The organism is Nostoc sp. JL33 (assembly GCF_017114985.1).
GTDB lineage: Bacteria > Cyanobacteriota > Cyanobacteriia > Cyanobacteriales > Nostocaceae > Nostoc.
This window is the reverse complement of record NZ_JABXKP010000066.1, coordinates 1-25278: the sequence shown is the minus strand read 5'-3', so window position 1 is coordinate 25278 and position 25278 is coordinate 1. Positions and strand designations below refer to the sequence as shown.

Below are 25278 nucleotides of genomic sequence, written 5' to 3'. Positions count from 1 at the left end.
GAGCCTGAGATTTGCTCAATTGTCAAGGCTTCATGGCAAATAAAAGTCTTGCGGGGGATGACTAATAAAGGCTGTGCGATTATTGTCTTTGAAGATTCTACCCCTGACTTATGATCAACTTACCGCAGACAATTCCAGTTCTTCTTTTAGGGACTAGCTTGGCTGTGCTTTCCCCTCAACTTTGTGCTGCTTTCACTGTTCAAGAGATAGCTAGTCTTGCCCAAGCATCAAGCGATTTGCCAGTGGTCAAATCAGTAGGACTGTCCCCCAATATGGATGTGCCTTGGTCGAAACCCGTAAGAATCGTTGACCCTTTTGAAGGAGAGTTTCTTGGCGTTTTCGATCGCAACTCTTTAGGCGGCAATTTATACCGTGAGGGTTCAGAGCAAGTTCTTAGTTTGTGGACACCTTCGAGCATTCGAGTACTCGTAACAGTAATTTCGGGTCAAGCAACGTCTTCTTTCTATACCGCAGGTCGTGTGTATCCCAGACCTGACTTTCTTAGGTTTGTCACTACCAAGAAAGTCGATAAACTTTTGCTAAAGATCAGGGAAAAAGTTTTTCAATTAGACGGTTCAACCGGCACGTTTGCTGTCAGTCAAAAATTAGCCACTGCTTTGAAAAATGCTCCAGATGAGAACTTAGACATCAGACTAGTCTTGGAAGGAGGTGAAACTGTTGATAGCGAAATTGGCAAAGGGACGGTGAAATCTTGGCGAAAGATTTATTAAGCGATGTCTCTGACGGGCTACTTGTGGTGCATTTCTAAGGCAAGTATTATCTATTATTAATAAAGGAAAAATTTATTACATCTTACTCAGGAATTTATCTGGTAAAACTTGTTTATAAATTTAGGAAGAACGAACATTGTTAGAAGCAACTCTGATTAATTCTTCAACATTGTTTGAGATTGTAGTGCAAATCGCATTTAAAGGCAAGTCATTGGGATCAAACCCGAAAGGTTCTTCGATTTCTGAGCCAATTTGTTCAATACTTAATAAGGTAAAACTTACAAAAGCCATTGCTATACCAGTCCACCAATTCAACAAGCTAACAATTTCCAAAGGTAATATCAGACAAAAAATTAATAACAGTTGTCTGAGTTTAATAGTATATATCAAAGGCAGTGGCGTTTTTAAAATGCGTTCGCAACCACCTAAAATATCAACTAAATCATCTACGCAGTTATGTAAAGTAGTCAATTGATAGACATTTAGACAATTCCGGTCATGCTGATACTGCAAGTAATCTCCTATCCAGTAAGCAATTTGTAGTGGGGGATGATTAGTATTTTGGAGTTGGAAATATTGTTTTTCAGACATCAAGGATGCTAACTGAGTGTCTAAAGGTACTGATCTTAGATGTAACTTCATTGCAACTGCAAAAGCAGTTACTAACCGAAGTATTGCCTCTTTTTCTACTCTATCTTGCGGTGTCTTCTCTTTAATTATTATCCAAATTCCACGAGTTAAGTTACGAGATGTATTAACTAAAGAACCCCATAGTTGGCGACCTTCCCAAAATCTATCATGGGCTGTATTCGTCCGAAAAACTAATAGTAATGTAAAACCAATATTAAAACTTAAAACAGCATTAGTAATAATACTGTTTGAATCTGAAAATGCTATTGGTAATCCTAAATCATAGAAAAATGATATTAAAAAACCATACGCAGCACAAAAAAGTACCCAAGGAAGAATGATAGAAATAATTGACCTTTCAAGCCGAAGAGTTACTTGAAGCCAGTTCAATTTTTCACCTTTGTAAAGGTGATACTTTTCTATTAAAGAGTTTTTGGAATTCTTTTGAAAATAGTTAGGTCGTTTCATATTGGTAAGGTTTGACGGATTACATCAATTAACAAACTAACTTTTGTTTTTTAGCTAAAGTTATCTTACTTAAGCAAGATATGTACAAGATGTAGGTTTCCAGATAGCGACTCTCGTGCAACTATAATCAACATAAGTTCTAGTTTTAACATTAAAATTTATTTCTGTGTACCCTCTTTAGGTAGGAAAATTCATGACTGTCTTCTAATTCTTTACCATCAGCTTGATTTTCTGCTTATATTGGTTAAAATTCATGGTGTTTAACTGATTTATGTGAGAATTAGGCAAAATTTAGATTGATTTACCTTAAATATTCACTTTTTCTCATCGACAGAGCGATGTTTATCACGGACGTAGATGCAGCATTTGGGTTAATAATTAATACAGTGTAATTAGGTAATGCTTATCTCTCAAGCTATAAAAAGGAAATCAACTCTATGAAATTTGGCACAATAACACAAGGATTATTTCGCTCACTGTCCCCAAACAGCTTTTTACCTTTTTCCTTCCCCTTGTTGATAAAATAGTCACGCACCCGATCTCTGGAGTTCTAGCAGTGGGCTTATTTGATGATTTGAGTCGGTTTCTAGAAAATCGTTTAGAAGAATTCTTGCGTAACAATCCACATTTGGAGTTAGAGGCGCTGCTAGAACAGCTGCGTGAGCAAGAGGAAGACACATTAAAGCTGATCGCAGATTTACGATTACAAGAGAAGCGATCGCAAGAAGAAATTCTGTCCACCGCTCAAGAAATTCAGCGTTGGCATATCCGTGTTCAAAAAGCCAAAAACGCTGGTAGAGAGGATTTGGCAACTGCGGCGGGTGAGCGAGAAGCAGGCTTGTTGCGCGAAGGAAATCAGCGCTGGGGACATATGCAAGGGCTGAAAGAACGCATTAACCAATCTCAGGAACTACTGCGAAAAATTCAGCTGCGGCGACAGGAGGTGCAAGCCAAAGCAGCCGAAGCACAGACAGCCCGTGCTAAAGCGCAAACTCAGCAGCGTTTGGAAACCAATGGCTGGTCGAATCAAGCTAGCAGTTATTCTGGTGGGTTTGATGACTTAGAAGAAAAGTTTCGTCACTGGGAAACCCAAGATGAGTTAGAACAAATGAAGCGGAATCTGGGGAAATAAACCAACGAAACAATCAGATCAAGAACTGCTGCGATGCCTATGGCGGTAAACTACGCAAGCGAGCTTGCGGTTCAAAACCGCCACTCAACTCTCGTTCAGTGGCTCCAAATCATCCTTTCTTTGAATCGCCTTGGACTTTGCTCCAACTGAGCCTGCTGCCTCCTTCAATTATTATCTGTATTGCTAATAACAATTTATGCTATTTATTTGGTATTAAAAGTTTTAGATATTTATACTTAATACAATCATCAATCAAGCAAATTATGGAAATTGTATTTAATTTGCTAATCAGGATTTATTTTTCTGATAAAGTTTACTAAAGCCAAGTTTTACCTCTTCTTTGTACTATTACTAACACATCGTAATAATACCTAAATTTTTTTGATTAACCGTCAACGAGGAGAAGAGATAAAAAATTTTGTAGTAATCAAAGATGAAGTAGAATTCAATTCACTTTTCTATTTCCTATTTGGTGTTGTTGCCGCAGTATTTCCCAGATGTTTTCCATGAGAACTGAGGCAGAGAAAATATATGTTTTTAGACATTTTAGCTAGCCTACAACGGTTATTTGTCGGTTACATTCCAGCCGTTGTATTGGGTAGTTTTATCGGATATTTCATCGGACTAAATAGCATGATTTATCAGCTATTTAGGGTGTTATTTCAGATACCACATAGTATCCCTCCTATAGCTTTGCTACCTATTGCCCTAATAGCGTTTCAAGAGAGCGAATCGGCTGCTATTATAGTAGTTTTTCTGGGAACTCTCTGGACGATGATTATTAATACGGCAATAGGTATGCGACATTTTCACAGACAGAATAATAACTTTCGAGTAGCTATATTTCATATATTTCATGCCTTGAAAGTTAGCATTTGGGTAGCCTGGTTTATAGTTATTGCTACAGAAATGTTAACTGGCCCAAAAGGACTTGGCTTTACCCTCTGGGAAGCTTATAAAGCTGGCAATACCGATTACATAATCCAGGTGATCCTCTACATCGGTATCATTGGCTTTTTGCTGGATCAGTTACTAGATTTCGCAGCCTATATTCTATCGCAAATGGTTTCAGATGGGAAAAAATCTTCCTAAACTTTATCTTGGCTTGCAGATTGTACGCTGACAGCTAATAGTTTGCTTCGCAGGATGTATTCTCAAAAAAGGTTATAGTCCGTTTTAACGGACTTTAGCTATTAGCCCGGAACTTCAGTTCCGGGCGGTTTATGTCTAGAATGAAATAGCCTTGACCCTTACTACAAACCAAGTTAATTAATTTTACATTGCATAACATAGTTTGATTTATTCTTGCCCACTTACTTAAGCGATTAACCTGCTGTTGGGTCGTCATTCACCTTAACAATCAGCTTGCCAAAGTTGTCACCTCGAAGTAAACCAATGAATGCACCAGGAGCGTTCTCTAAACCATCAACTACATCTTCTTTATACTTAAGTTTGCCAGACTGCAACCAACCAGAAACATCATGCAAAAAATCATTAAACCGATGTTGATAATCGCTAACTAAAAAACCTTTGATTAAAGCCCGTTTGATTAGTAGTGGCATTAAATTAGGCCCTGATGGAGTAGATGTAGCGTTATACTCCGAAATCAAACCTACTAGTGGAATTCTTGCCCCAAGGTTAATTTGCTGCAACACAGTTTCTAAAATCACACCTGCTGTATTATCGTAGTAAACATCAATGCCATTAGGAGCAGCAGCTTTGAGCGCTGAATCAAGTTCTTGGGTTTTGCGGTTAATGCCAACATCAAAACCTAATTCCTTAACTATATAGTCTCGCTTATCGTCACTTCCGACAATTCCCACTACTCGCGCACCTTTAATTTTGGCAATTTGACCTGCTACTGCACCGACAGCACCAGAAGCGGCTGAAACCACAACAGTTTCACCTTCTTGAGGTTGACCGACATCAAGCAGAGCAGCATAAGCAGTCAGACCAGGCATACCCAAAACACCTAAACTATAAGATAAAGGTGCCTGAGTCGGATCAAGCTTACGCAGTGTCTCACCTTTAGATATTGCATAAGTTTGCCAACCATTATTATTCAAAACAAAATCTCCTACTTGAAATTGAGGATGATTTGATTTAATTACTTGGCTGACTGTACCACCTACCATAACTGAATTCAATTCTACTGATGCAGCATAAGATTTGCCTGCACTAATACGACCACGCATGTAAGGATCGAGAGATAGATAAATGGTGCGGCTAAGAATTTCGCCTTCACCCGGTTCGGGAGTTGGTGTTTCTACGAGAGCAAAATCAGTCTCTTTTGGTTCGCCGACTGGACGACTTTTCAGGATGATTTGTTTGTTAATTAAATCAGACATAAATTATTTTCCTCTAAATCAATCGTTTTTTAAGCTAAACTACTTATTTGCATTCAAGAGTTGATAATTTAACTTAGTTAATTATTGAATAATTAGCTAGTTTTCCACTCACTCCGTAAGATGCTGTAAATATAATCATCCCATAGTTTACCGTCTAGTTCGTGATGTGATCGCAAAATCCCATCTCTACGAGACGCTACGTGTATTTCAAAAATCAAATATTAGTCCTATAACAGAAAATAAAGCTTTTGTAGAGGTTCTCCAGAAGGTTTAAAGCAGGGTAGCAATTCGGTGAATCCCAGTTTTTATTTTCCAATGAGAGAATAACCATCATTGCGTTCGCCTCCTCTCTACGAGACAGGAGGCGAACGCAATGACATGCAAAAAAGTGGGATGCTCCCGTAGCAATTGGCGTGCAACTTCCAGTAATTTTGGTGCTTAAAACAGCGTTGCTGAATATCTTTCTAATAGCGACTCCTCTGTTTGTAGCTGTGCAAAAGTACTCTTAACGAACTCTGCGATCTCTATTCGATTCCCACCGGGATCGCGGAGGAAAAATCGCACGCATCCTGGAAGCGATCGCTGATCGGGAATAATTTCTACCCCATGCCCTTTTAGGTGTTCTTCAAAGGCATTCAAATTATCGACTTGGAAGCAATAATGTCGTCTAGATGCTTGGTTATTGGTGTTTTTTTCTGTACTAATATGCAATTCAATATCTCCCAACTTGTACCACGCTCCTGGATCGTTTTTCATCACTTCAGGTCTGGGAATTTCTGTCAGTCCCAAAACTTTACTGTAGAAAAACAGCATTGCTTCCTCCACCTCAAGAGGATAGGTTACTTGAATATGATGAACTGCATCAAGCTTCATAAATTTTTCTCCTAGTTTAGGTTAAATTTGCCAACGGTACAATTACCTTTTGCAGTAATACTGGCGTATTTCTAAAGTTCTTCTGTTCCAACTCACCAAAAACCTATGCGACAAGCTTTCCCATACTGATACGTTCTTCGACGAGATAGCCAAGTTTCCTATAAAACTCAACTACTTCTGCGTTGGAGATACGAACTTGGAGATTGATTTTGAGGCATCCCATCGCGATCAATACCCTCTCTGCGTGTCGCACTAGCTTGCTACCAATACCCTGGCGTTGATACTGAGGACTGACCGCAACTGTATATAGCCAACCGCGATGTCCGTCATATCCTGCCATTATAGTGCCTACAATTACAGAGCTAATCTCAGTAACGAAAAACAACTCAGGCTGTACAGCAAGCTTCTGACTGATTATCAATTTCGGGCTGCTGTGCGACGGGTTATTAGGAAACACCTCATTCCACAAAGCACTGACTGATTCAGCATCAGATTCTTGGTATGGTCTTATATTCATCTACATCTCTAAATCAAAGGACTTGCCTTTGCCGATTGTTTGTGAAATACTACTCTTAAAACTACGGTAAATCGGTATAGTTTAAGTAGTATTGTACAAAACTTACCATAAAACATCGTGTCCTCAAAGCAATTACAGGTTAATCCCTAAGATGACAAACAGAGAAATTCGCACTGCTAAAGTTAAAGTTCCTAACGGAGATTTGCAAATTGATGCTTATTTAGCTGAACCAGCAAAAGAGGGAACATTCCCAGCCGTTATCGTGATTCAGGAAATTTTTGGCGTCAACATTCACATTCGGGAAGTTGCTGAGAAGTTCGCCAAAGACGGGTATGTGGCGATCGCACCGACTCTCTTCCAACGCACCGCACCTGGTTTCGAGGGTGGATACACCCCTGAAGATGTGCAGCAAGGAAGAGGGTATAAGGAGCAAACAACAGCCGATGAAATATTGAGTGATATTAAAGCTGCGATCGCCTATTTAAGAACCTTACCAAATGTGCAAGGAGATGCGATCGGCTCCATTGGTTTCTGCTTTGGTGGTCACGTCGTTTATCTAGCTGCTACTTTACCAGATATTAAAGTTACAGCTTCCTTCTATGGTGGCGGTATTCCCAACTCAACTCCCGGCGGTGGAGAAGCAACCATCACCCGCACTCCCGATATTAAAGGCCCCATTTACGCCTTCTTTGGTCTTGATGATCAGGGAATTCCCTTGGAGCAAACAGAACAGATTGAGGCTGAATTAAAGAAAAATCAGATTCCCCATGCTATCTTCCGCTATTCTGGAGCCGGACATGGCTTTTTCTGCAACCATCGCGCCAGCTACAATGCCGAAGCTGCTGCCGATGCTTGGAAAAACGTTCAAGAATTGTTCCAAAAGAACCTTCAGCTTCAAAAAGTCTAAATCTTTGGGTTAGGAGAAGCCCTGGCGTATAGAATTGCCTGCGGCACACTGCGTGTAGCTTGCTTCGACCTAGGAGTACGCGGCTACACAAACAAGAGCTTTCCTCCGTGGGCTAAGAGAAAATCAAGCTTTTGTCTCGTTCCCAGTCTCTGATAGGACTTACGCACAACTTACGGAATAACGAACCACAGAGGCGCAGAGGACACAGAGAGAAGTCAGAGCGGCGGCTTGGGCCGATTTGAACTTTTCCCTACAGCCCTGCGGGCATCCTACGGCAGGCGCTAGCCTCTTCCTTTGCGTCCTTCTCTACGAGACGCTACGCGAACGCGTCCTTCTCCCAAGGGGAGACGCTTCGCGAACGCGGTTCGTTAAAAAAATTGACTTTGACAAAGAGTTAAGCCTTAACTGAACCGTATTGGGTTTTAAAGGGATTTGCGCTTAAGTTGACACCAATGCACAGATGTGCACCTTTACGAATGAAAATCGGCGAAGATTAACCAAATAATAAAAATAAACACATCGATGATTACTGCCTTCAAACAGCCACGAGTTAACATTTTCCAACGTTTTTCACTATTCCTATTACCTGGATTATTAACAATCTCCACAACCTTAATCAGTTGTTCAGTCGAAACCCCAAACTCAGAAAATAAAACCACAGGTTTTAAAACCAAAGTTGTCCGTATGGGATATCAAAGCTCTGGGGATATTGTCAGGCTTAAAGGATTGATAGAAAAACGTCTACAGCCTTTACGTGTTTCCGTCGAATGGGCGCAATTTGCCGCCGGGCCACAACTGATGGAAGCGATAAATGTCGGTAGGGTTGATATTGGTTCTGTAGGCGAAACTCCCCCAATCTTTGCTCAAGCGGCTGGCACTTCTTTAGTTTATGTTGCTAGCAATAAACCTAGCACTGGTAAAGGAAGTGCAATTATAGTCCAAAATAATTCACCAATTCGGACTTTAGCTGATCTCAAAGGTAAAAAAGTAGTTTTTCAAAAGGGTTCTGCTTCCCATTACTTATTAATAAAAGCTTTGGAAGAGGGTGGTTTGAAATATAGTGATATTCAAGCCCTTAGTCTCCCTCCTTCAGAAGCCCGTGATGCATTTATTCAGAGAAAAATTGATGCTTGGGTAACTTGGGACCCTTATTTAGCAGTGGCACAAAAAAAGGCAAATGCTCGTGTTTTGAGAGATGGTAGTGGCATTGCTACTCAGGGCGGATATTACATGGCTGCCCGAAAGTTTGCCACAGAAAATCCAAAATTAGTACGATTAGTTCTGGAGGAGATAGATAACACAGGTCAATGGAGTGATAAAAACCGATCAGAAGTTGTAAAACTTCTTATTCCTCACCTTAAAATTGATGAAGATATTTTAAAAACAATGGTTGAAAGGCGAACTTACGGCTTAAGACCAATTACGCCAGAAATCATGGAAAATCAACAGAAGATTGCAGATTTGTTTGCCAAAGAAAAAGTAATTCCTAAACCCATTAATATTAAGGAAGCGATGCTGACTAGCGAACAATATGCAGCAATCACACCGGAAACCATCAGTCAGAAATAGCGTCAGGAGATAGGAACATGGAAGTTTTTTGGTATTTGCCTACACAGGGAGACGAGCGTTATTTAGGTACTACAATCGGCAGGCGACCAGCTACTTATCCCTATATGCAGCAAATCGCCCAAGCTGTTGATAAATTGGGCTATGGCGGAATGTTGATTGGTACTGGACAAAAACAGGATACTTGGATTGTAGCTACTTCCTTAATTTCAGTTACGGAACGCTTGCGGTTTCTTGTAGCTTTTCGTCCGGCAATTATGTCGCCTTCCTTGGCAGTCAGGATGGCTGCTACTTTTGACCAGATTTCTAACGGTCGAATTATTCTGAATGTGGTAACAGGTGGCGACACAAAAGAACTTGCTAAAGATGGAATTTTCTTAGATCATGATCAGCGTTATGAACTAACTGATGAGTTTTTGACAATTTGGCGATCGCTCATGCAAGGTGAAGAAGTAACCTTTAATGGTCGTCACTTGAAACTTCAAGGCGCAAAACTCGAATTTCCTCCTGTACAAAAGCCTTATCCGACTCTATATTTTGGTGGTTCTTCAGATGCTGCTCTCCAAGTTGCTGCCAAACATATTGATGTCTATTTAACTTGGGGTGAACCACCAGATCAAGTTGCCCAAAAGATTGCAAAGGTACGCCGATTAGCAGCAGAACAAGGTAGAACAGTCCGTTTTGGGATTCGGATGCACGTCATAGTGCGTGAAACTACGCAAAAAGCTTGGGATGCAGCCAACGAACTGATTCAGTATGTAGATGATGAAGCGATCGCAGCTGCACATCGGCGGTTTGCTCAATCAGAATCAGAAGGACAACGCCGCATGGCACAACTACACAATGGTAAGGTTGCCTCCGGCACGCTACGCGAACGCAAAAACTTAGAAATTAGCCCCAACTTATGGGCAGGTGTCGGCTTAGTCCGTGGAGGTGCTGGTACTGCCTTAGTCGGAGATCCAGAAACAGTTGCAGCGCGAATGCTAGAATATGCCGATTTAGGAATTGATACTTTCGTTTTCTCAGGTTATCCCCATCTCGAAGAAGCCTATCGAGTCGCGGAATTACTGTTTCCTCTGTTACCAGTGAAAACGCCAGGCGCATTACCGCAGCAAGTTGCAAGTACATTCAGTGAATTTGTTACCAAAACAGATTTACTCAAACCACAGCCTGTATAAGCAATTCAAAATTCAAAAAACTAGTGTGTATTTAACTCATGACAACTTAGTACAGCTTTGCGTAAAATCCTAGCCTTTTTAAACGCAAAGGTACGCAGAGTTTTGCCAAATTTAATTCGTAGCGAATTAATGGAATGCTGTACTTAGATTAGGGATTTCCAAGAAATAAATTATCCAAATAAACGTAGACGCGGAGCGGCTTGCCGCAGGCTACCACTCCAGACGCAGAGAACACAGATATAGCGTTTCCTAATCATATTAGGTACATCATAGTCCCCTCCTCGCTTGCTCTTAGGGGGTTGGGGGTGGGGTTCTTGTACCTCACTCAACTGAGAACCGCTATACAGGAGAAATAGAGAGGGTTTTTGCGTCAGTTTTGGGATGTTTTTTTATTTGGAAGTCCCTTAGTTAAAACGTACAAAAATAATCTGCAATTGTGCGTTAGACGCTCTTGCTTCGTACAATTGCTAGGCATGAAGTTAAGGCTTGATTTCTGGTGGGGTCAAGGCAGTATATTCTTCAGGGGAAAGCGCTACATCCTTAACATTGATCTTCTTGGTGATGAACTTTTGCTCATAGAACAAGTCAGAAATCTTCTGCTGCCCTGACAGAATTTCATCACTAATCGGTCTTAAGGTATAACGCCGCCGCTTGACTACTTTTTCCAACGTTGGAATATCTAGCTTGGCATCACGCGCGATTATTTCCGCAACGTCTCGTGGATTTGCCTCAGCCCATTTGCCTACGTTGTTGACTTCTTCGAGGATAATTTTCACTAGTTCCGGGTTCTCCTTCACGAAACTGCGTGCAGCTAACCAATAACCTCCTTGGGTCGTAATCCCCTTACCATCTCGGAGAATCCGAACTCCCACAGTTCTCTGAAACTCGGCAAGTTGGGGATCACTAATTACACCTGCATCAATACTATTACGAATAAACGCTGCACGAGTTTCTGGTGATATGAGATTTAGATATTTGACATCACTCAACTTCAGCCCGACTTCCTCCAAAGCCTTCACCACAAAATATTGACTAGCAGTAGCTCTTTGAAAAGCGAGAGTCTTACCTTTTAAATCAGCTACAGTCTTGATTGGGGAGTCTTTATGTACTACGATCGCAGTTCCTTCTCCAGTAGGTGGTTTAGTGCTAGCAATAAAAACAAAAGGAATGCCAGTTGCTTGAGCAAAGATGGGTGGAGTTTCACCGACAGCACCGACATCCAAACTGCCCACATTCATCGCTTCTAAAAGTTGCGGCCCGGCGGTAAATTTTGCCCACTGTACATTAATACCTAGTGGATTCAAGCGTTTCTCTAAAACTTGTCTATTTCTGGTTATATCTCCAGCCGTCATATACCCTATTCGTAGCACTTTCGTCTTGATGCCACTAGAAGCGGCGATGGCGGCTTTCTCTGGTGTATTCGCTGTCTTGCAACTAACTAGAGTCGTGGATAGGGTAAATACTCCAGCCATTAATAACATTAGAAAGTTACGTTTTTTAGCTACCATGATCTGCTACCAATTTTCTGATGTTTAAGGTTTACTGCAAATGCTCAAGGCTTAACTTCTGAAGGCGTGAAAGCAGCATATTGTTCAGAGGAAAGTGTCGCTTCTTTAACATTGATTTTCTTAGTGATGAATTTTTGTTCATAAAACAAGTCAGCAATCTTCTGCTGTCCTGACAAAACTTCTTCACTAAGAGGTCTTAATGTGTAACGCCTGCGCTTTGATACTAGTTCTAGTGTTGGAACATCAATTTTTGCTTCCGGCGAAATCAATTCAGCTACTTGATGTGGGTTAGCTTCAGCCCATTTGCCGACGTTGTTGACCTCTTCCAAAATGATTTTCACGATATCAGGATTATCTTTGACGAAATTACGCGAGCCTAACCAGTAGGCTCCTTGGGTACTAATCCCCTTACCATTTCGGATAATCCGAATACTGCCAGTTTTCTGAAATAGGGCAAGGTGGGGGTCGCCAATTACAGCCGCATCAACACTCTTACGTTCAAATGCTGCACGAGTTTCTAATGGCGTGAGGTTAATGTGTTTAATATCGCTAAGTTTCAGTCCTGCTTCTTCCAGAACCTTTAGAACGAAATACTGCTGTGCAGTAGCTCTTTGAAAGGCGAGTCCTTTGCCTTTGAGGTCAGCTATTGTCTTGATTGGAGAGTTCTTATCAACTACAACAGCAGTTTCCTGACCAGTCCCCGGTTTGCTGCTAGCAACATAAACGAAAGGAACGCCAGACGCTTGAGCAAAGATAGGCGGAGTTTCACCGACAAAGCCGAAATCTACACTTCCCACATTCATCGCTTCCAGAAGTTGCGGCCCAGCAGCAAATTTTGACCACTCTACAGAAATACCCAGTGGAGTTAAACGTTTTTCTAACAGTCCTTTAATCTTGAGTAAGTCTCCAGCTGTCATGTAGCCCATGTGTAAGACCTTTGTCTTGGTGCTATTAGAGGCGTTAGCGGCTTTCTCTGGTGTATTTGGTGCTTTACAACTGACTAAAGTCGTGGATAAAGTGAATAATCCACCGACTAAGAATAGTAAAAAGTAATTGAATAGCTTGAAGTGAGATTTACTCGATATTTTTACCATAATGCAGTAGTAATTCTTGAATTTTCTCGTCTCGTAAATACTGAATGTGTGCCATTTTCACTATTAGCAATTAGCTGGCAAGTGAAATTAAAGTTGTAGCTGAGAAATTTAATTAAGCAGCTTTGCAAATGGCGAATAATCTCAACCAGACTATAATCTACGGTAAATCGGTCGAGTTGCAGTATTTAGTAATTGCACGGATAGTATCATAGACTTCTGCAAGAATCAAGTAGCAAATACAAGCATGTTTATGAGACAAGTTTTCTGTCCATAGCTGGGATCAGAATTTCCTGTTGCAGATAAATAAATTTATGGGAAATTATATACAAATATTAAGTAGCTGATGGCAACACCAAGTTAAACGCGAAGTAGCAAGAGTCCACTTCTTAAAGCTTCATTCCAGAGAGCCGATTTTTGAACTTCTAGCAAATAAAGAGGTGAATTTACAGGTAGGGGTAGCTCTTGTTGCAGAGATAGTTGCCACCAGCCGACATCATGCCACTCCCTAAATTTATACCCAACTTTGCGAAATACACCTACAGGGGAAAAACCGACAGCCTCATGGACAGCGACACTTGCTGGATTAGGTAATGCGATCGCAGCAAATACGTTGTAATATCCTTGGAGTTGCAGTAACCCAAAAAGGGAAGTGTACAAAGCTTTGGCAACTCCTTTTCTGCGATACTCAACATTGACGTACACGGATGATTCTACAGACCATTGGTAAGCGGCACGAGTCCGGTAGGGAGTAGCATAGGCATAGCCTAGAAGCTCACCGTTAATTTCACACACTAGCCAAGGCATCTGCTGTTGATAATTCTGGATGCGCCTCTCAAATTCCGTTTCACTGGGAGGTTCTATTTCAAAGGAAATTGAAGTTTCCCGCACAATCGGCGCATAGATTGCTAGCATTTTTAAGGCATCACTTTCATTAGCTAGTCTGATTGCAGCGTTCACAGTAGATCCTTTTTGAGCTAAAAATTAATTATGCAAAATCAAAATGTTTTATGCACTGCTAGACGGCAATCATTCAGAAGCACGTTAAGTTCTTTTACAACTTTCAAGGGATTTCTACCTCTAAACACAGCAGCGATCGCAGCTTCATAAGGATTTCTACCTGTTCTCTTGACAGCATTTATTGCAGCTTGATTTGATAATTCTCGCACACTAACTAGCCATGCCGCCAACACATGTCCAGTACGTCCAATTCCACCAGAGCAGTGTACAACAACTTTCTCATTTTGTTTATCTGCTTCTATTAAGAAAGGAAGTATTTTCTGTGTGAGGGTTTCTAAATTACATAGATGGAAATCTGCAATTGGTGCCCAACAAACTAGTTGATTACCAAATTCCTGTTTGTATGTGCCCAGAAGATCAGAGTAAGAAGCTAGCTGTTGCTCTGGAAGAAGACAGCAAACTCGCTTGATATCTTGGCGCTTCATGAATTCTATCCAATCTTGAACCTTATTGTTAGTGTATCCAGGTCGTGCAGCACCAAAGACTATTTGCTCATTCTCCCAAGCTGGGGCAAACTTATACATCCTTAACTGTCTGACTTCTGCTGAATCTTGTAACTTACTCGTTGTAGCCATAAAATAGTTATTTTCTGATTAAATAGAATACTTTGCCGGAGCATTCAGGCGGTAAAATACATGGTGTATTCACCTATAGTTAAAAGTCTTTAAATCTAGTTTAAAGATAGGATTTTTAAATAATCTTGCACAGCAGTAAATAGTCCCACCTCCAAAGCGTCGGCAATCAGAGCATGACCAATAGACACTTCAAGTATGCCAGAAATTGAACAGAACTTTTCTAAGTTTTGCAGATTTAAATCATGCCCAGCGTTCACTCCTAAACCAATTTCCTGAGCCTTTTGTGTTGCTTTTTGGTAGTCTTGGAATACAGACTCTACATTGCCATTACGAAAAGCTGTAGCATAAGGTTCTGTATATAACTCAATGCGATCGCCTCCAATCTCTTTAGCACGTTTAATTTGAGTTAAGTCAGTATCCATAAACAGGCTGACTCGAACTCCGAGGTCTTTTAGCTCTCGAATGATTGGCCTGAGCCAAGAGCCATCTGTAGCCAGATCCCATCCATGATCTGATGTGAAAGCATCTGGTGCATCGGGAACTAAGGTACACTGCGTTGGTTTGATTTTTCGGACTATCTCTAAAAATTGAGGTGAAGGATTACCTTCTATGTTGAACTCAACAGTCAATATTTGCGCCAGTGCATCGACATCTTTGGGCTTGATATGTCGTTGGTCTGGGCGTGGGTGAACTGTGATTCCTTGTGCGCCAGCTTTAATGCAGGTAGAAGCGGCTTCAATCACACTCGGTCTCCCAAAATTTCGAGCATTCCTGAGTAAAGCGACTTTGTTAAGGTTAACGCTGAGATTGGTCATATTACAAAATTTAGCAGATTTTTAGGGTAGTTTGAAACTACTTATTTTTTTGAATTTTTACTCGAAATCTAATCTATTATGGTGCGTTAGCCAGAAGCATAACGTACCCTACAAATTAAGATTGGATGATTTTTTTTGGTACTCCCTTAAGCCATCTGGTGCAAATGTGTTTAAGTTGACATTTTTTTTACTATTTCTATTATTACTGTTACATCTTTACAATAAAATCTGTAATTATTCTCGTTTGGTTTTCTTACTAGGATTGCTTTGATTCCAGCGCCTAAAGCTCCAGCAATATCAGCGTCATAACTATCGCCTATCATGATACATTTTTTATTTTCAATATTTAAATCGTTGATAACGTAATCATAAAATTTGATGTTTGGTTTTTCATAACCAATTTTTCCGGATGTATATATTCCAGTAAAGTAATCTCTAATTCCTAAATTCTCTATAATATCGTTAAGTTCGGGTATATGGTTCGATAAAATTACATTTTGATAATCGTTATTTAAGGCATATTTTAATGTAGACGTTACATCCTTATATATATGCCATTTTCTGATATTTTTGTATTCATTTTGTACTTGCAAAGCAAATATTGTAGCATCATTTTTACCTATTCCTACTTTCTCATATACTTCTGCAAAATATTCATTCATATACTCCCACCATGTTTTGCCATTCAAAAATGTGGTATGGGGAGTATCAGGGGAGTGCCAAGTAAAGCCAATGTTAAGAAATGGTCGAATATCCTCTAGTTTTATATTTTGGATTCCATTACTTTCTAATATTGAATGTAAAGTCCCACTCCACATTCCCTCACGATAACCTAGTGTATTCTCAAAATCCCATAGTAAATATTTCATAAGTTAATTTTAATTAGGTCTACCTACTTAGCGATGATTACTCTTCAGGGTAATTCGTAATTAAAAAATTACGAATTACGAATTACGAATTACGAATTACGAATTATTCACTTTGCCTTCCCAAACAATTTCCTTAACTTTGATTTCTTTCGGAATCAATTTAATTTTGTAGAAGGTATCTGCAACCTCTTGTTGTTTAGTAATCACTTCATCTGTGAGCGGAAGTACATCATACTCACGCCGCTTTTCTGCTATTTCCAACACAGGAGCATCTATACCCAAAGCAGGGGAAAGAAATTTAGCAACTTCAGTAGGATTATTCTTTGCCCAGTCACTAACTTTCTTTACCTGATCGAGAACTATTTTCAAGACATCCGGCTTGCCATCAACAAAAGGTTTTGCAGCCAGATAATAACCACGATTGGGAGCTAATCCCGTCGCATCTGCTAAAGTACGTGTGCCTGTTGCTGCTTCTGCTGCGGCTAAGTAAGGGTCCCAAATTGCCCAAGCATCAACCTTTTTTGCCTCAAAGACAGCACGAGCATCGGCGGGAGTGAGAGTTACTCGTTGGATGTCACTGTACTGTACCCCTGCCTTTTCCAGTGCTTTCACCAATAGGTAGTTAGCATTAGAACCTTTGGCAAAAGCAACTTTTTTACCCTTGAGTTCAGCCACACTTTTAATAGGTGAATCCTTGGGCACCAGGATGGCTTCAGCCTTCGGACTCCAAGGATCGTAGGCAACATAAACCAAAGGAATACCCGCAGCTTGAGCAAATATAGGTGGCGATTCTCCGGTATAGCCAAAATCAATACTGCCTGCATTCAATGCCTCTAGGAGTGGGGGGCCAGCAGGAAATTCTGACCAAGTTACGGAAGATCCTGAAGCTGCGAAAGCTTTCTCTAATTCCCCTTTCGCCTTCAGCGCATAGAGGACAGTTGACGCTTTCTGGTAGCCGATGCGAACTGTAGTAGCGCTAGCTGCTGGACTGGGGACTTGGGTTGTCTGCGGTGTGCCATTGTCGCTTGCGCTTGGAGAACAAGCAGAGACAGCCAAAGTTAAACTAAGTCCCACTGCAAACAGTAGCGAAAAGCTGCGGATTCTTCGTTGTTGGAACCTCTGGAGGAAGGCGATCGCAATGCCCAAAAATCGACTGGGAGAGAACTTAGTCAACATCTTCACTCTGCTTTCAGGGATAAATTAATATCAGACTTCAGCAAACCTCCGGCATAACTCCGGCAAGTTTATTGATTTACCGTATTATTATGGAATCATAAAAATATCACATAATTAAAGCTGAAATGCAAGTTTATTCACTGAAGAAAAATTCTCCCTAAAAGTCATAGCAACATCAAATCTAAACTCAATCAAATGAGAATGCACACGATGACAGATAATATTCTTCAACAACAGATTGAATACTATCGCGCTAGAGCCAACGAATATGATCAGTGGTTCTATAGGAAAGGACGCTACGATCGCGGTATCCAAAACAACCAGCGCTGGTTTAATGAAGTAGCTGTGATTAAAAATACATTACACCAAATTGGTGTAGTGGATGATATTTTAGAGTTAGCCTGTGGAACAGGTATTTGGACGCAAGAGCTTTTAAGTATCGGGAAAAAAATTACTGCGATCGATGCCTCCCAAGAAGTGATTACAATTAATCGCTCGAAGTTAAATTCACTGAGTGTTGAATATCACCTCATAGATTTATTTACATGGCAACCTGACACTGAATATGATTTAGTATTTTTTGCCTTTTGGCTGTCTCATGTGCCACCAAAATTACTCGATTCATTTTTGATGAAAGTCTATCAATCTGTTCGCCTTGGTGGACAAGTATTTATCATTGACTCTTCTTTTGAACCGACATCGACGGCTAACAATCATATCCTTAAAGATGACGGAAACATATATAAAAGCCGTAAGTTAAATGATGGTCAAGAATTTCAGATTGTCAAAATTTTTTATCAGCCTGATGAACTTGAAGAGCAGCTAAATAAAACAGGTTTTCAGGCTGACGTGAAGGTGACAGATAACTATTTTATCTATGCACATGGGAGAAAGATTTAAATAATTGGTAATTCGTAATGGACTATACCCCACTACGTCCCTTGGGTGTCTCGTAGAGAAGACAGGAATTATCGCCATAATCGGATATTTTGCGGAAGGTTTATAGATATGATTTTATTTTAGAATATCTGATAAACCTGCGTAGGCGTAGCCAGCCGTAGGCATCGTGGGCACTATCGCTTAGGCTGTCACCATTGACCGTACTGAATCAGGGGATGCTGGCTCAAAGTGTAACACCATAATTTGCTCTGGGCGTAAACCAACAGATTCATAAGTGCGACCAGAGCGATCGCTAAATTCAACCTCAAATGCAGCGCCATCAGCTAATAATTCTACTACTGTGCCAACTTGACCACGGTACAGGTTGTATTCAGGCAAATCAACTATCAGTGCTACTACATCCAGCAACTTGATTGTATTTTTAGTCATCTTCTAGCACTTCCAAATATTTACAGCAGATAGCAGGTTGTTAATCTTGGGATATTAAAACCTTCTTCGATAATCCAACCACTCCGAATGGTTGCACTTCTATTTTGCCATTCCAACGTGAAATCTAGAGTGTAGCGTTGTCCAAATTCATCGCGTCGTCGCAAGCGAACTTCATGCGTTTTGACTGTTTCCAAATGAAAAAGTTAGTTTCAAGATAAAGTGTAGTCACTAGTTTTTATACCCTTATGCTGCATCTGCCAGCTTTTGTACAAAATCTATTTGTTTTAACTCTTGTAATTTAGGAGGATTATCTGTTTTCCATTTATATGCTAAATCTCTTAACCAACTCTCAACTAATATTTCTAGATAAGACTCAGAAATCCTCTTGTTTGCAAATTCTGAATCGTATTCAGACATAACTTCGTGAGTTGGAAAAGTGTAGAGAGTCTCTAGATTTTTGCCATCCCATTTAAAAAAAATAATGTTTTCAGGGGTAGCAGTCATAGCATAAGGAACTATCACTTTATTATGTTCATGCTCGAACTTGAGAATTTCTTCTACTTTGGATTTTATATCTTCTTGAATGTCTCTTGATCTAATTTTTGATACTAAAAATTTTTGTCCATTTTTATTCCAACCTGTAATGTCTGATACCTCTATTGTTTTATCACTAAGTTTTTCAACGTCCATTTTTAAAATCCTTGTGACATTGACCATTTTAAACAGCCTATTAATTATAGGTTATGAGCGATCGCTCTTTCCTCTATATCAATCGTGCGTAGGCGTAACTAACCATAGGTAATTGCTTTAATCAAAGGCTTTCGCTAGAAGTCTGTATATTCGTTTCAAAACCATAAAGAGAGTTAAAAGAAATTGAACAGAAAAGTAGTAGCATACTGATGCTAGTAGCCACTGCAATGAGCATAAATTTATTATCCATAAAGTACAGCTAGTAGGCTTTAGGAAGTAAGTTAATAATATAACTACAGTTATGGTGGAAGTTAATATTGAGAAAGATACATTGACATAAATTTCCCGAAGTAACTCACGCCGTTGAATATTTTTTTTTATTTCAACTTGATCCGTTAAATCAAAGGTTCTAAGACTTCCATCAAAATCAACGTCAACCTTTACGGTGTCGTAATCAAAGTTAAAATCCCGAAGTTATATGAGGCTTTTAACACTACCTTTTGAGTTAAAAAAATTCTGAATTTTACCCATGAAAGGAATTTTATTCGCAGATAATACTATTTCCATGTTGTAGGGAATTTCTTGATGACCTTCATCAAGTCCATCAACTCGATCAATCGGAGCTTGATACTTAACACATCGAACCTTTTTAATAGTACCTCCGTATAGAATCCTCTTAATTATTTCTTCTTGTACTAAAGTATTTATCTCAACAGCAAAGCCTGGAAATTTATCAGAAAAATACTTGTCTAGAAAAATACCAAAGTGTGTGCGAATACCATATTTACCTGTACGTTGTAAAAGCAGAATTCCTTCATTTGTATCTTTTGGAATGTAAATCAAGAAATAAAAAGGTAAAACCTCGGCATCACTCTTCTTTTTTTTATAAGTTATCGAATCTGTCTCTACGTCTCGAAGATTGCTGGAAATACCGTATATACCACTTTCAATAAGTCCACTAATACTTCTTCCTTCCTCTTGAATATTGGAAGCTTTCATATAAATATTATAACTATCATTTTTACTATTAATTGTTAATTTTTGAATAAAAATTGACATAACACTGAGTAAATCATCATGACCATTAAAACAATTTATCTGACGGTAATTAGGCGGATGATTATCATTAGAGTTTTTACTTCTCTTTTTTTCAATTCTAATTGTGTAAGCTGATAGAAATGTTCGCATACTTTATTTAAAATTTTGATTTGCTTAAGACTTAATATAAAGAAGCTTTTGAATTGTTGCACCACTCTCAAGAGACTAACTCACCAATAACCTGACAGTCGCTTAACATTAACAAATAACCTGAAAATACTATCTCACCAGATACCCTCGTTGGTATAACTAGTTATTATACGTTATGCTTCCCTATAGAACTAGAGTGGCAGAAATATTTTTCGTTGAGATAAGGCAGCAGGCAAGAGGCTTTGAGCCTTTTTTATCTTTCTTTATATAGTTATCTTTACTTGTGCCTTTTTGCTTAACCTTTATTTTAAAGAAGACTAAACCTTTTTCCGTACATACTTTAGTGATATCCAGAAAAATTTTGTATAACATTTCATAAGAGGATATTTTGCCGAGAGATTCTAGATATCCTTCTCTAGAAAAACGTCGAACAAAGCTGATGAAATAGATGCAAGATGGCTTTGTACAAAACGCATCTGTCAGCCTCAAAACCCAGAACAATACAGCCTAATTAGCCTTTATAGCCATCAGCCAAGACAGTAAATACTGAAAGCTGTTAATTTTACTCACAAATTGGCTATCAATAACTTCGCCGCCACTCTACTGAGTATCCTTTTACTCTGATTCAAATTTATGCCAGAAGTCTATTGACTTCAGACAATTATATTGAGAAGCTAATAGTTAGTTTAGCTAATTAATGCAGGTGCATCAAACTTGTGACTATACTGACGGGAAAAATAAATCGGTTAGAACCTCCTAGCGAGCCAAAAGCGCTAATTCTGGAAACTCAGGGACTCACACGCCGTTTTGGCAAGTTAACCGCAGTTAATAACCTGAGCATATCTGTGGAACAGGGCGAAGTATTTGGACTGCTCGGGCCGAATGGAGCAGGGAAAAGTACAGTTATTAAGATGTTGACAACTTTACTGCCTCCCAGTGCAGGAACAGCAACCTTAGCTGGCTATGATGTGACTCGTCAATCTAATCCTGTGAGACGGGCTATCGGCTATGTACCCCAGGCGCTCTCTGCTGATGGTAGCCTCACGGGTTACGAAAATCTCTTAATCTTCGCCAAGCTGTATGGAATACCTGCCAAAGGACGCGATCGCCGCATCTATGAGATCCTAGAATACATGGGTTTGCAAGATGCGGCGAAGCGCTTGGTACGAAACTACTCTGGTGGGATGATCCGCAAGCTAGAAATCGGCGTATCAGTTTTACATCAACCCCAAATTTTATTTCTTGATGAGCCGACTGTCGGACTAGATCCGATCGCTCGAACTCAAGTATGGCAGCTTGTGGAACAACTCTGTGCTGATTACGGCACCACTATATTTTTAACAACCCACTTTTTAGAAGAAGCAGACAGCTTATGTAACCGCGTGGCGATTATGCAGCAAGGTGAAGTCGTAATTACAGGCGCACCAAGCGACTTAAAAGCCTCTTTAAATAACCCAAATGCAACTTTGGATGATGTCTTTATTCACTATACAGGCGACCAGTTAACATCAGGAGTCAACTACCGTGACACAGCAAGAACCAGACGTACTGCTCAACGGTTGGGTTAAAGCACCAGCTACTCACCGAGGAAATATCATCTCTGCAATTAAAGAGCTAGTTACGAAAACCCTGGCGATCGCAGAATTGGAAGTGCGTAAACTCCGCCACGATCCCACTGACTTAATAGTTCGAGCTGTGCAACCAGCATTATGGCTGCTAATATTTGGGCAAGTTTTCTCCCGGACTCGCGCGATTCCTACAGGGAACTTACCTTATTTGGACTTCATTTCTGCTGGCATTCTAGCTCAAAGTATTCTGTTTGTGGCAATTTTTAGTGGTGGGATGACGCTAATCTGGGAGCGAGATTTAGGGATTGTACATAAATTTTTAGCTAGTCCTACACCCCGTGTAGCGATGGTGTTGGGCAAAGCCCTGGCATGTGGGGTACGGTGCTTATCTCAGGTAGTATTCATTTACGGATTGTCATTTTTATTAGGTGTCAAACTAAATCTTCATCCCCTAGCTATTCTCCAAGTACTAGTGATAGTCATGCTGGGGGCGGGAACATTTTGTATTTTCTCATTAATTATTGGCTGTTTGGTGAAAAGCCGAGAAAGGATGACGGGTATTGGACAATTGTTAACCATGCCGTTATTTTTTGCTAGCAATGCCATCTATCCGATCTCGCTGATGCCCAGTTGGTTAAAGTTCATTTCCCATTTAAATCCCTTGACTTATGAGGTTGACGGCTTACGCGGCAGTATGCTGTTAAACGGCACTAGCACCTATGGCTTTGGTCTGGATTGTACAATTCTCTTATTAACATTAATAATTTTGGCCATCATTGGTGGAAAACTTTATCCACGGGTGGCCATGTAACTAGGAGAACAACAAGCCCATGACCTTGGATAAACCTAATCAAGGTGCAACTTCCGAAGAATGTGCCGCTAGAGTAATGGAAACAGTTCCATTAGTGATGCGGTTTATCCGAGCGGATATGCGTGCCCATAGTGCCGCTTTTTTATCTATACCTCAGTTGCGATCGCTAGCATTTATCAACCGGAATCCTGGGGCTTCATTATCTGACTTAGCAGAGCATTTAGGTGTCACCTCTGCTACGGCATCAGCAACCATAGAACGCTTGGTACAACGCGACTTCGTTAAACGCTGCGATCATCCTCAAGAGCGGCGGCGGGTGTTGCTCAATCTCACTGAAGATGGAAGGCATCATCTCAAGCAATCCCAAGATCAAACTCGTGCTCATATTACCGATCTGTTGAAAGGTCTTACAGAAGAGCAAATTTCCAACATTGAAGAAGGCTTAACTCTACTAAAAAATGTCTTCGAGAAAACAGAACTCAAAGCCCCATAACTCTGAGGTTGCACAGCACGATCCCTTTGCAGCCCTGAAATTTCGAGACTATCGGCTATTTACCATTGGGCGGCTGGTGCTGTTCGTGGGGTCGCAAATGCAAACTGTAGCTATCGGCTGGGAACTCTACGAGCGGACTAACTCAGCGATCGCTTTAGGTGGTGTCGGACTGGCGCAAGTCTTGCCGATGATTGCTCTCACCTTGATTGTCGGACATGTAGCCGATCGCCGCGATCGCAAACTGATCATCTTACTGTCGGTGATGCTGCTAGCTCTCTGTTCCCTGGCTTTAGCGGTGCTTTCCTATACTCAAGGTGCAATTTTTCTAATTTACGCCTGCTTGGTATTAACAGGTATCGCTAGGGCATTCCTCAAACCTGCTAGTGATGCTCTGATGTGGCAATTAATACCTGTCAGCGCTTTTACCAATGCAGCCACCTGGAATAGTAGTAGCTTTCAATTAGCTGCTGTTATTGGCCCAGCCTTCGGAGGATTTGGGATTGCGCTATTAGGAAGTGCTACAGGAGTTTATGTGTTAGCAGCGATCGCCGCGTTGCTATGTTTTATTTTAACGCTGGCGATTAAAGAGCAAAAAGTCATCCGCACAACTGAGCCAATTTCACTCAAAGCGCTGTCAGCAGGTGCTAAGTTTGTTTGGCAGAATCAGTTAATTTTAGCAGCGATCACATTGGATATGTTTGCTGTATTGTTGGGTGGTGCGATCGCGCTCCTCCCAATCTTTGCCAAAGATATTTTACATGTGGGGCCAGTGGAGTTGGGATATCTACAAGCAGCACACTCCATCGGTGCTTTGACTATGGCGATTACCCTGGCGTATTTACCACCGTTACGCAAAGCAGGCCCAGCCTTATTGTGGTCAGTGGTTGGTTTTGGCGTTGTCACAATTATCTTTGGGCTTTCTCGTTCCTTTTGGCTGTCTATGTTGATGCTGATCCTTGGTGGCGCACTAGATAGTATTAGCGTTGTGATTCGCCATACATTAGTTCAAATCAGAACGCCGGATCATTTGCGTGGTCGGGTTGCTGCTATTAATAGTGTGTTTATTAGTGCCTCGAATGAATTAGGGGGCTTTGAGTCAGGCTTGACTGCCGCCTTGTTTGGCCCGGTAATTTCGGTTGTAGGTGGTGGAATTGGCACAATTGTAGTAGTGATTGCTACGGCTATGATTTGGCCGGGAATTCGGAAGTTAGGGGCTTTGCAGGAGTATTAAAGTAAGCTGTTACGTATGGGACTGACAAATAAAAAAATACTCAACTACTTCTTGTGGGGTGGGCGACACGAGAGCCTTAAGCCAGACGCGGGCAAGATGCCCGCCCCACAAGATTGGGTAATTTATTTGTTGGAAGTCCCTATACAACTGACATTATCAGGGCGGGCAAGATGCCATTGGTGTCAACTTAAGCCAAAACTCCTTTAAAACCTCGTTTCTAGCCTCTGGCTGAAAATGCTCCTCATTGCGGTGTCGCAAGTCTTGAGGCGGACTTAAGCCAAAACTCCTTTAAAACCTCGTTTCTAGCCTCTGGCTGGAAATGCTCCTCATTGCGGTGCCGCAAGTCTTGAGGCGGAGCCTCCACTATGCATTCCCAGTCAGAGACTGGGAACGAGACAATCTCTAAAAGCTGGTTATAGACCAATACGGTTCAATTAGTGCCAAAAACCTTTAGGACTTACGCACAAGTCTACGAAATAACGAACCACAGAGGCGCAGAGGACACAGAGAATGCCATTGCATCGGCTGGTAATGCCATTGCATCGGCTGGTAATGCCATTGCAT

General features: G+C 40.7%; 26 protein-coding genes. 11 read left to right on the top strand and 15 right to left on the bottom strand.

Going from position 1 to position 25278, the window contains the following annotated elements:
* The first annotated feature begins 110 nt into the window (after nt 1-110).
* Nucleotides 111-731 carry a hypothetical protein gene (locus HWQ23_RS18835; protein WP_292831049.1) on the top strand — a complete coding sequence of 207 codons (621 nt, stop codon included), beginning with the start codon at nt 111-113 and terminating at the stop codon, nt 729-731.
* 120 nt (nt 732-851) lie between these two features.
* Here the strand turns inward: HWQ23_RS18835 and HWQ23_RS18830 are convergent, their stop codons facing one another.
* The gene (locus tag HWQ23_RS18830) at nt 852-1829 is read right to left on the bottom strand and encodes a bestrophin family protein (RefSeq protein ID WP_292831046.1); all 978 of its coding nucleotides are present in this window, start codon (nt 1827-1829) and stop codon (nt 852-854) included.
* A 556-nt stretch (nt 1830-2385) separates the two neighbouring features.
* Between HWQ23_RS18830 and HWQ23_RS18825 the strand changes: the two genes are divergently transcribed.
* A complete protein-coding gene (locus HWQ23_RS18825; protein ID WP_292831043.1) occupies nt 2386-2961 on the top strand; it encodes a TIGR04376 family protein in 576 nt (191 codons plus the stop codon).
* 531 nt (nt 2962-3492) lie between these two features.
* Nucleotides 3493-4053, top strand: coding sequence for an ABC transporter permease (locus HWQ23_RS18820; RefSeq protein ID WP_292831040.1), 561 nt, complete (start codon nt 3493-3495; stop codon nt 4051-4053).
* A 233-nt stretch (nt 4054-4286) separates the two neighbouring features.
* Here the strand turns inward: HWQ23_RS18820 and HWQ23_RS18815 are convergent, their stop codons facing one another.
* The 3 genes from HWQ23_RS18815 to HWQ23_RS18805 form a co-directional block, all read right to left on the bottom strand.
* A complete protein-coding gene (locus tag HWQ23_RS18815; protein ID WP_292831037.1) occupies nt 4287-5309 on the bottom strand; it encodes an NADP-dependent oxidoreductase in 1023 nt (340 codons plus the stop codon).
* A 438-nt stretch (nt 5310-5747) separates the two neighbouring features.
* Nucleotides 5748-6182 (bottom strand): VOC family protein, encoded by a 435-nt coding sequence (locus tag HWQ23_RS18810; RefSeq protein WP_292831035.1) that lies wholly within the window; start codon nt 6180-6182, stop codon nt 5748-5750.
* Nucleotides 6183-6285: 103 nt separating this feature from the next.
* On the bottom strand, nt 6286-6699 hold the full coding sequence (locus HWQ23_RS18805; protein WP_292831032.1) for a GNAT family acetyltransferase: 414 nt from the start codon (nt 6697-6699) through the stop codon (nt 6286-6288).
* A gap of 151 nt (nt 6700-6850) precedes the next feature.
* Here HWQ23_RS18805 and HWQ23_RS18800 point away from each other — a divergent pair, with 151 nt between their 5' ends.
* The 3 genes from HWQ23_RS18800 (at nt 6851) to ssuD (ending at nt 10350) form a co-directional block, all read left to right on the top strand.
* Nucleotides 6851-7606: a dienelactone hydrolase family protein gene (locus HWQ23_RS18800; protein WP_292831029.1), complete on the top strand. Its 756-nt coding sequence runs from the start codon at nt 6851-6853 to the stop codon at nt 7604-7606.
* Nucleotides 7607-8128: 522 nt separating this feature from the next.
* Nucleotides 8129-9175, top strand: a complete 1047-nt coding sequence (locus HWQ23_RS18795) for a sulfonate ABC transporter substrate-binding protein (protein ID WP_292831025.1) — start codon at nt 8129-8131, stop codon at nt 9173-9175.
* A 17-nt stretch (nt 9176-9192) separates the two neighbouring features.
* Nucleotides 9193-10350, top strand: coding sequence for an FMNH2-dependent alkanesulfonate monooxygenase (ssuD, locus tag HWQ23_RS18790; RefSeq protein WP_292831022.1), 1158 nt, complete (start codon nt 9193-9195; stop codon nt 10348-10350).
* Between the two features lie 479 nt (nt 10351-10829).
* Here ssuD and HWQ23_RS18785 read toward each other — a convergent pair whose 3' ends face one another.
* From HWQ23_RS18785 to HWQ23_RS18755, 7 genes are all read right to left on the bottom strand, one after another.
* Nucleotides 10830-11858 carry an aliphatic sulfonate ABC transporter substrate-binding protein gene (locus HWQ23_RS18785; protein WP_292831019.1) on the bottom strand — a complete coding sequence of 343 codons (1029 nt, stop codon included), beginning with the start codon at nt 11856-11858 and terminating at the stop codon, nt 10830-10832.
* A gap of 44 nt (nt 11859-11902) precedes the next feature.
* Nucleotides 11903-12952, bottom strand: a complete 1050-nt coding sequence (locus tag HWQ23_RS18780; RefSeq protein WP_292831015.1) for an aliphatic sulfonate ABC transporter substrate-binding protein — start codon at nt 12950-12952, stop codon at nt 11903-11905.
* Between the two features lie 357 nt (nt 12953-13309).
* Nucleotides 13310-13909, bottom strand: coding sequence for an arsinothricin resistance N-acetyltransferase ArsN1 family B (locus tag HWQ23_RS18775; protein WP_292831012.1), 600 nt, complete (start codon nt 13907-13909; stop codon nt 13310-13312).
* Between the two features lie 38 nt (nt 13910-13947).
* Nucleotides 13948-14493, bottom strand: coding sequence for a protein-tyrosine phosphatase family protein (locus tag HWQ23_RS18770; protein WP_292831065.1), 546 nt, complete (start codon nt 14491-14493; stop codon nt 13948-13950).
* A 146-nt stretch (nt 14494-14639) separates the two neighbouring features.
* Complete coding sequence (locus HWQ23_RS18765; protein ID WP_292831010.1) at nt 14640-15359, bottom strand: pyridoxine 5'-phosphate synthase; 720 nt, start codon at nt 15357-15359, stop codon at nt 14640-14642.
* Nucleotides 15360-15529: 170 nt separating this feature from the next.
* The gene (locus tag HWQ23_RS18760; RefSeq protein ID WP_292831007.1) at nt 15530-16228 is read right to left on the bottom strand and encodes an HAD family hydrolase; all 699 of its coding nucleotides are present in this window, start codon (nt 16226-16228) and stop codon (nt 15530-15532) included.
* Between the two features lie 96 nt (nt 16229-16324).
* A complete protein-coding gene (locus tag HWQ23_RS18755; protein ID WP_292831004.1) occupies nt 16325-17404 on the bottom strand; it encodes a sulfonate ABC transporter substrate-binding protein in 1080 nt (359 codons plus the stop codon).
* Nucleotides 17405-17614: 210 nt separating this feature from the next.
* On the opposite strand from HWQ23_RS18755, the gene HWQ23_RS18750 reads away from it, so the two are divergent.
* A complete protein-coding gene (locus HWQ23_RS18750; protein WP_292831001.1) occupies nt 17615-18304 on the top strand; it encodes a class I SAM-dependent methyltransferase in 690 nt (229 codons plus the stop codon).
* Nucleotides 18305-18484: 180 nt separating this feature from the next.
* Here the strand turns inward: HWQ23_RS18750 and HWQ23_RS18745 are convergent, their stop codons facing one another.
* The 4 genes from HWQ23_RS18745 to HWQ23_RS18730 all read right to left on the bottom strand — a co-directional run bounded on the left by HWQ23_RS18745 (nt 18485) and on the right by HWQ23_RS18730 (nt 20611).
* The gene (locus HWQ23_RS18745) at nt 18485-18733 is read right to left on the bottom strand and encodes a DUF4926 domain-containing protein (RefSeq protein WP_292830998.1); all 249 of its coding nucleotides are present in this window, start codon (nt 18731-18733) and stop codon (nt 18485-18487) included.
* Nucleotides 18734-18753: 20 nt separating this feature from the next.
* Nucleotides 18754-18927: a DUF6883 domain-containing protein gene (locus HWQ23_RS18740; protein ID WP_292830995.1), complete on the bottom strand. Its 174-nt coding sequence runs from the start codon at nt 18925-18927 to the stop codon at nt 18754-18756.
* Between the two features lie 49 nt (nt 18928-18976).
* Nucleotides 18977-19423 (bottom strand): hypothetical protein, encoded by a 447-nt coding sequence (locus HWQ23_RS18735; protein WP_292830993.1) that lies wholly within the window; start codon nt 19421-19423, stop codon nt 18977-18979.
* A 474-nt stretch (nt 19424-19897) separates the two neighbouring features.
* The gene (locus HWQ23_RS18730; protein ID WP_292830990.1) at nt 19898-20611 is read right to left on the bottom strand and encodes a hypothetical protein; all 714 of its coding nucleotides are present in this window, start codon (nt 20609-20611) and stop codon (nt 19898-19900) included.
* A 716-nt stretch (nt 20612-21327) separates the two neighbouring features.
* On the opposite strand from HWQ23_RS18730, the gene HWQ23_RS18725 reads away from it, so the two are divergent.
* The 4 genes from HWQ23_RS18725 to HWQ23_RS18710 are packed head-to-tail and all read left to right on the top strand — an operon-like array spanning nt 21328 to nt 24714.
* Nucleotides 21328-22179 (top strand): ABC transporter ATP-binding protein, encoded by an 852-nt coding sequence (locus tag HWQ23_RS18725; protein WP_292830987.1) that lies wholly within the window; start codon nt 21328-21330, stop codon nt 22177-22179.
* Nucleotides 22136-22990: an ABC transporter permease gene (locus HWQ23_RS18720; RefSeq protein WP_292830985.1), complete on the top strand. Its 855-nt coding sequence runs from the start codon at nt 22136-22138 to the stop codon at nt 22988-22990. Before HWQ23_RS18725 ends, HWQ23_RS18720 begins: the two co-directional genes overlap by 44 nt.
* Nucleotides 22991-23009: 19 nt before the next feature.
* Entirely contained in the window at nt 23010-23483 is a 474-nt protein-coding gene (locus HWQ23_RS18715; protein ID WP_292830982.1) for a MarR family winged helix-turn-helix transcriptional regulator, read from the top strand.
* Entirely contained in the window at nt 23449-24714 is a 1266-nt protein-coding gene (locus tag HWQ23_RS18710; protein WP_292830979.1) for an MFS transporter, read from the top strand. Before HWQ23_RS18715 ends, HWQ23_RS18710 begins: the two co-directional genes overlap by 35 nt.
* The last annotated feature ends 564 nt before the right edge of the window (nt 24715-25278 follow it).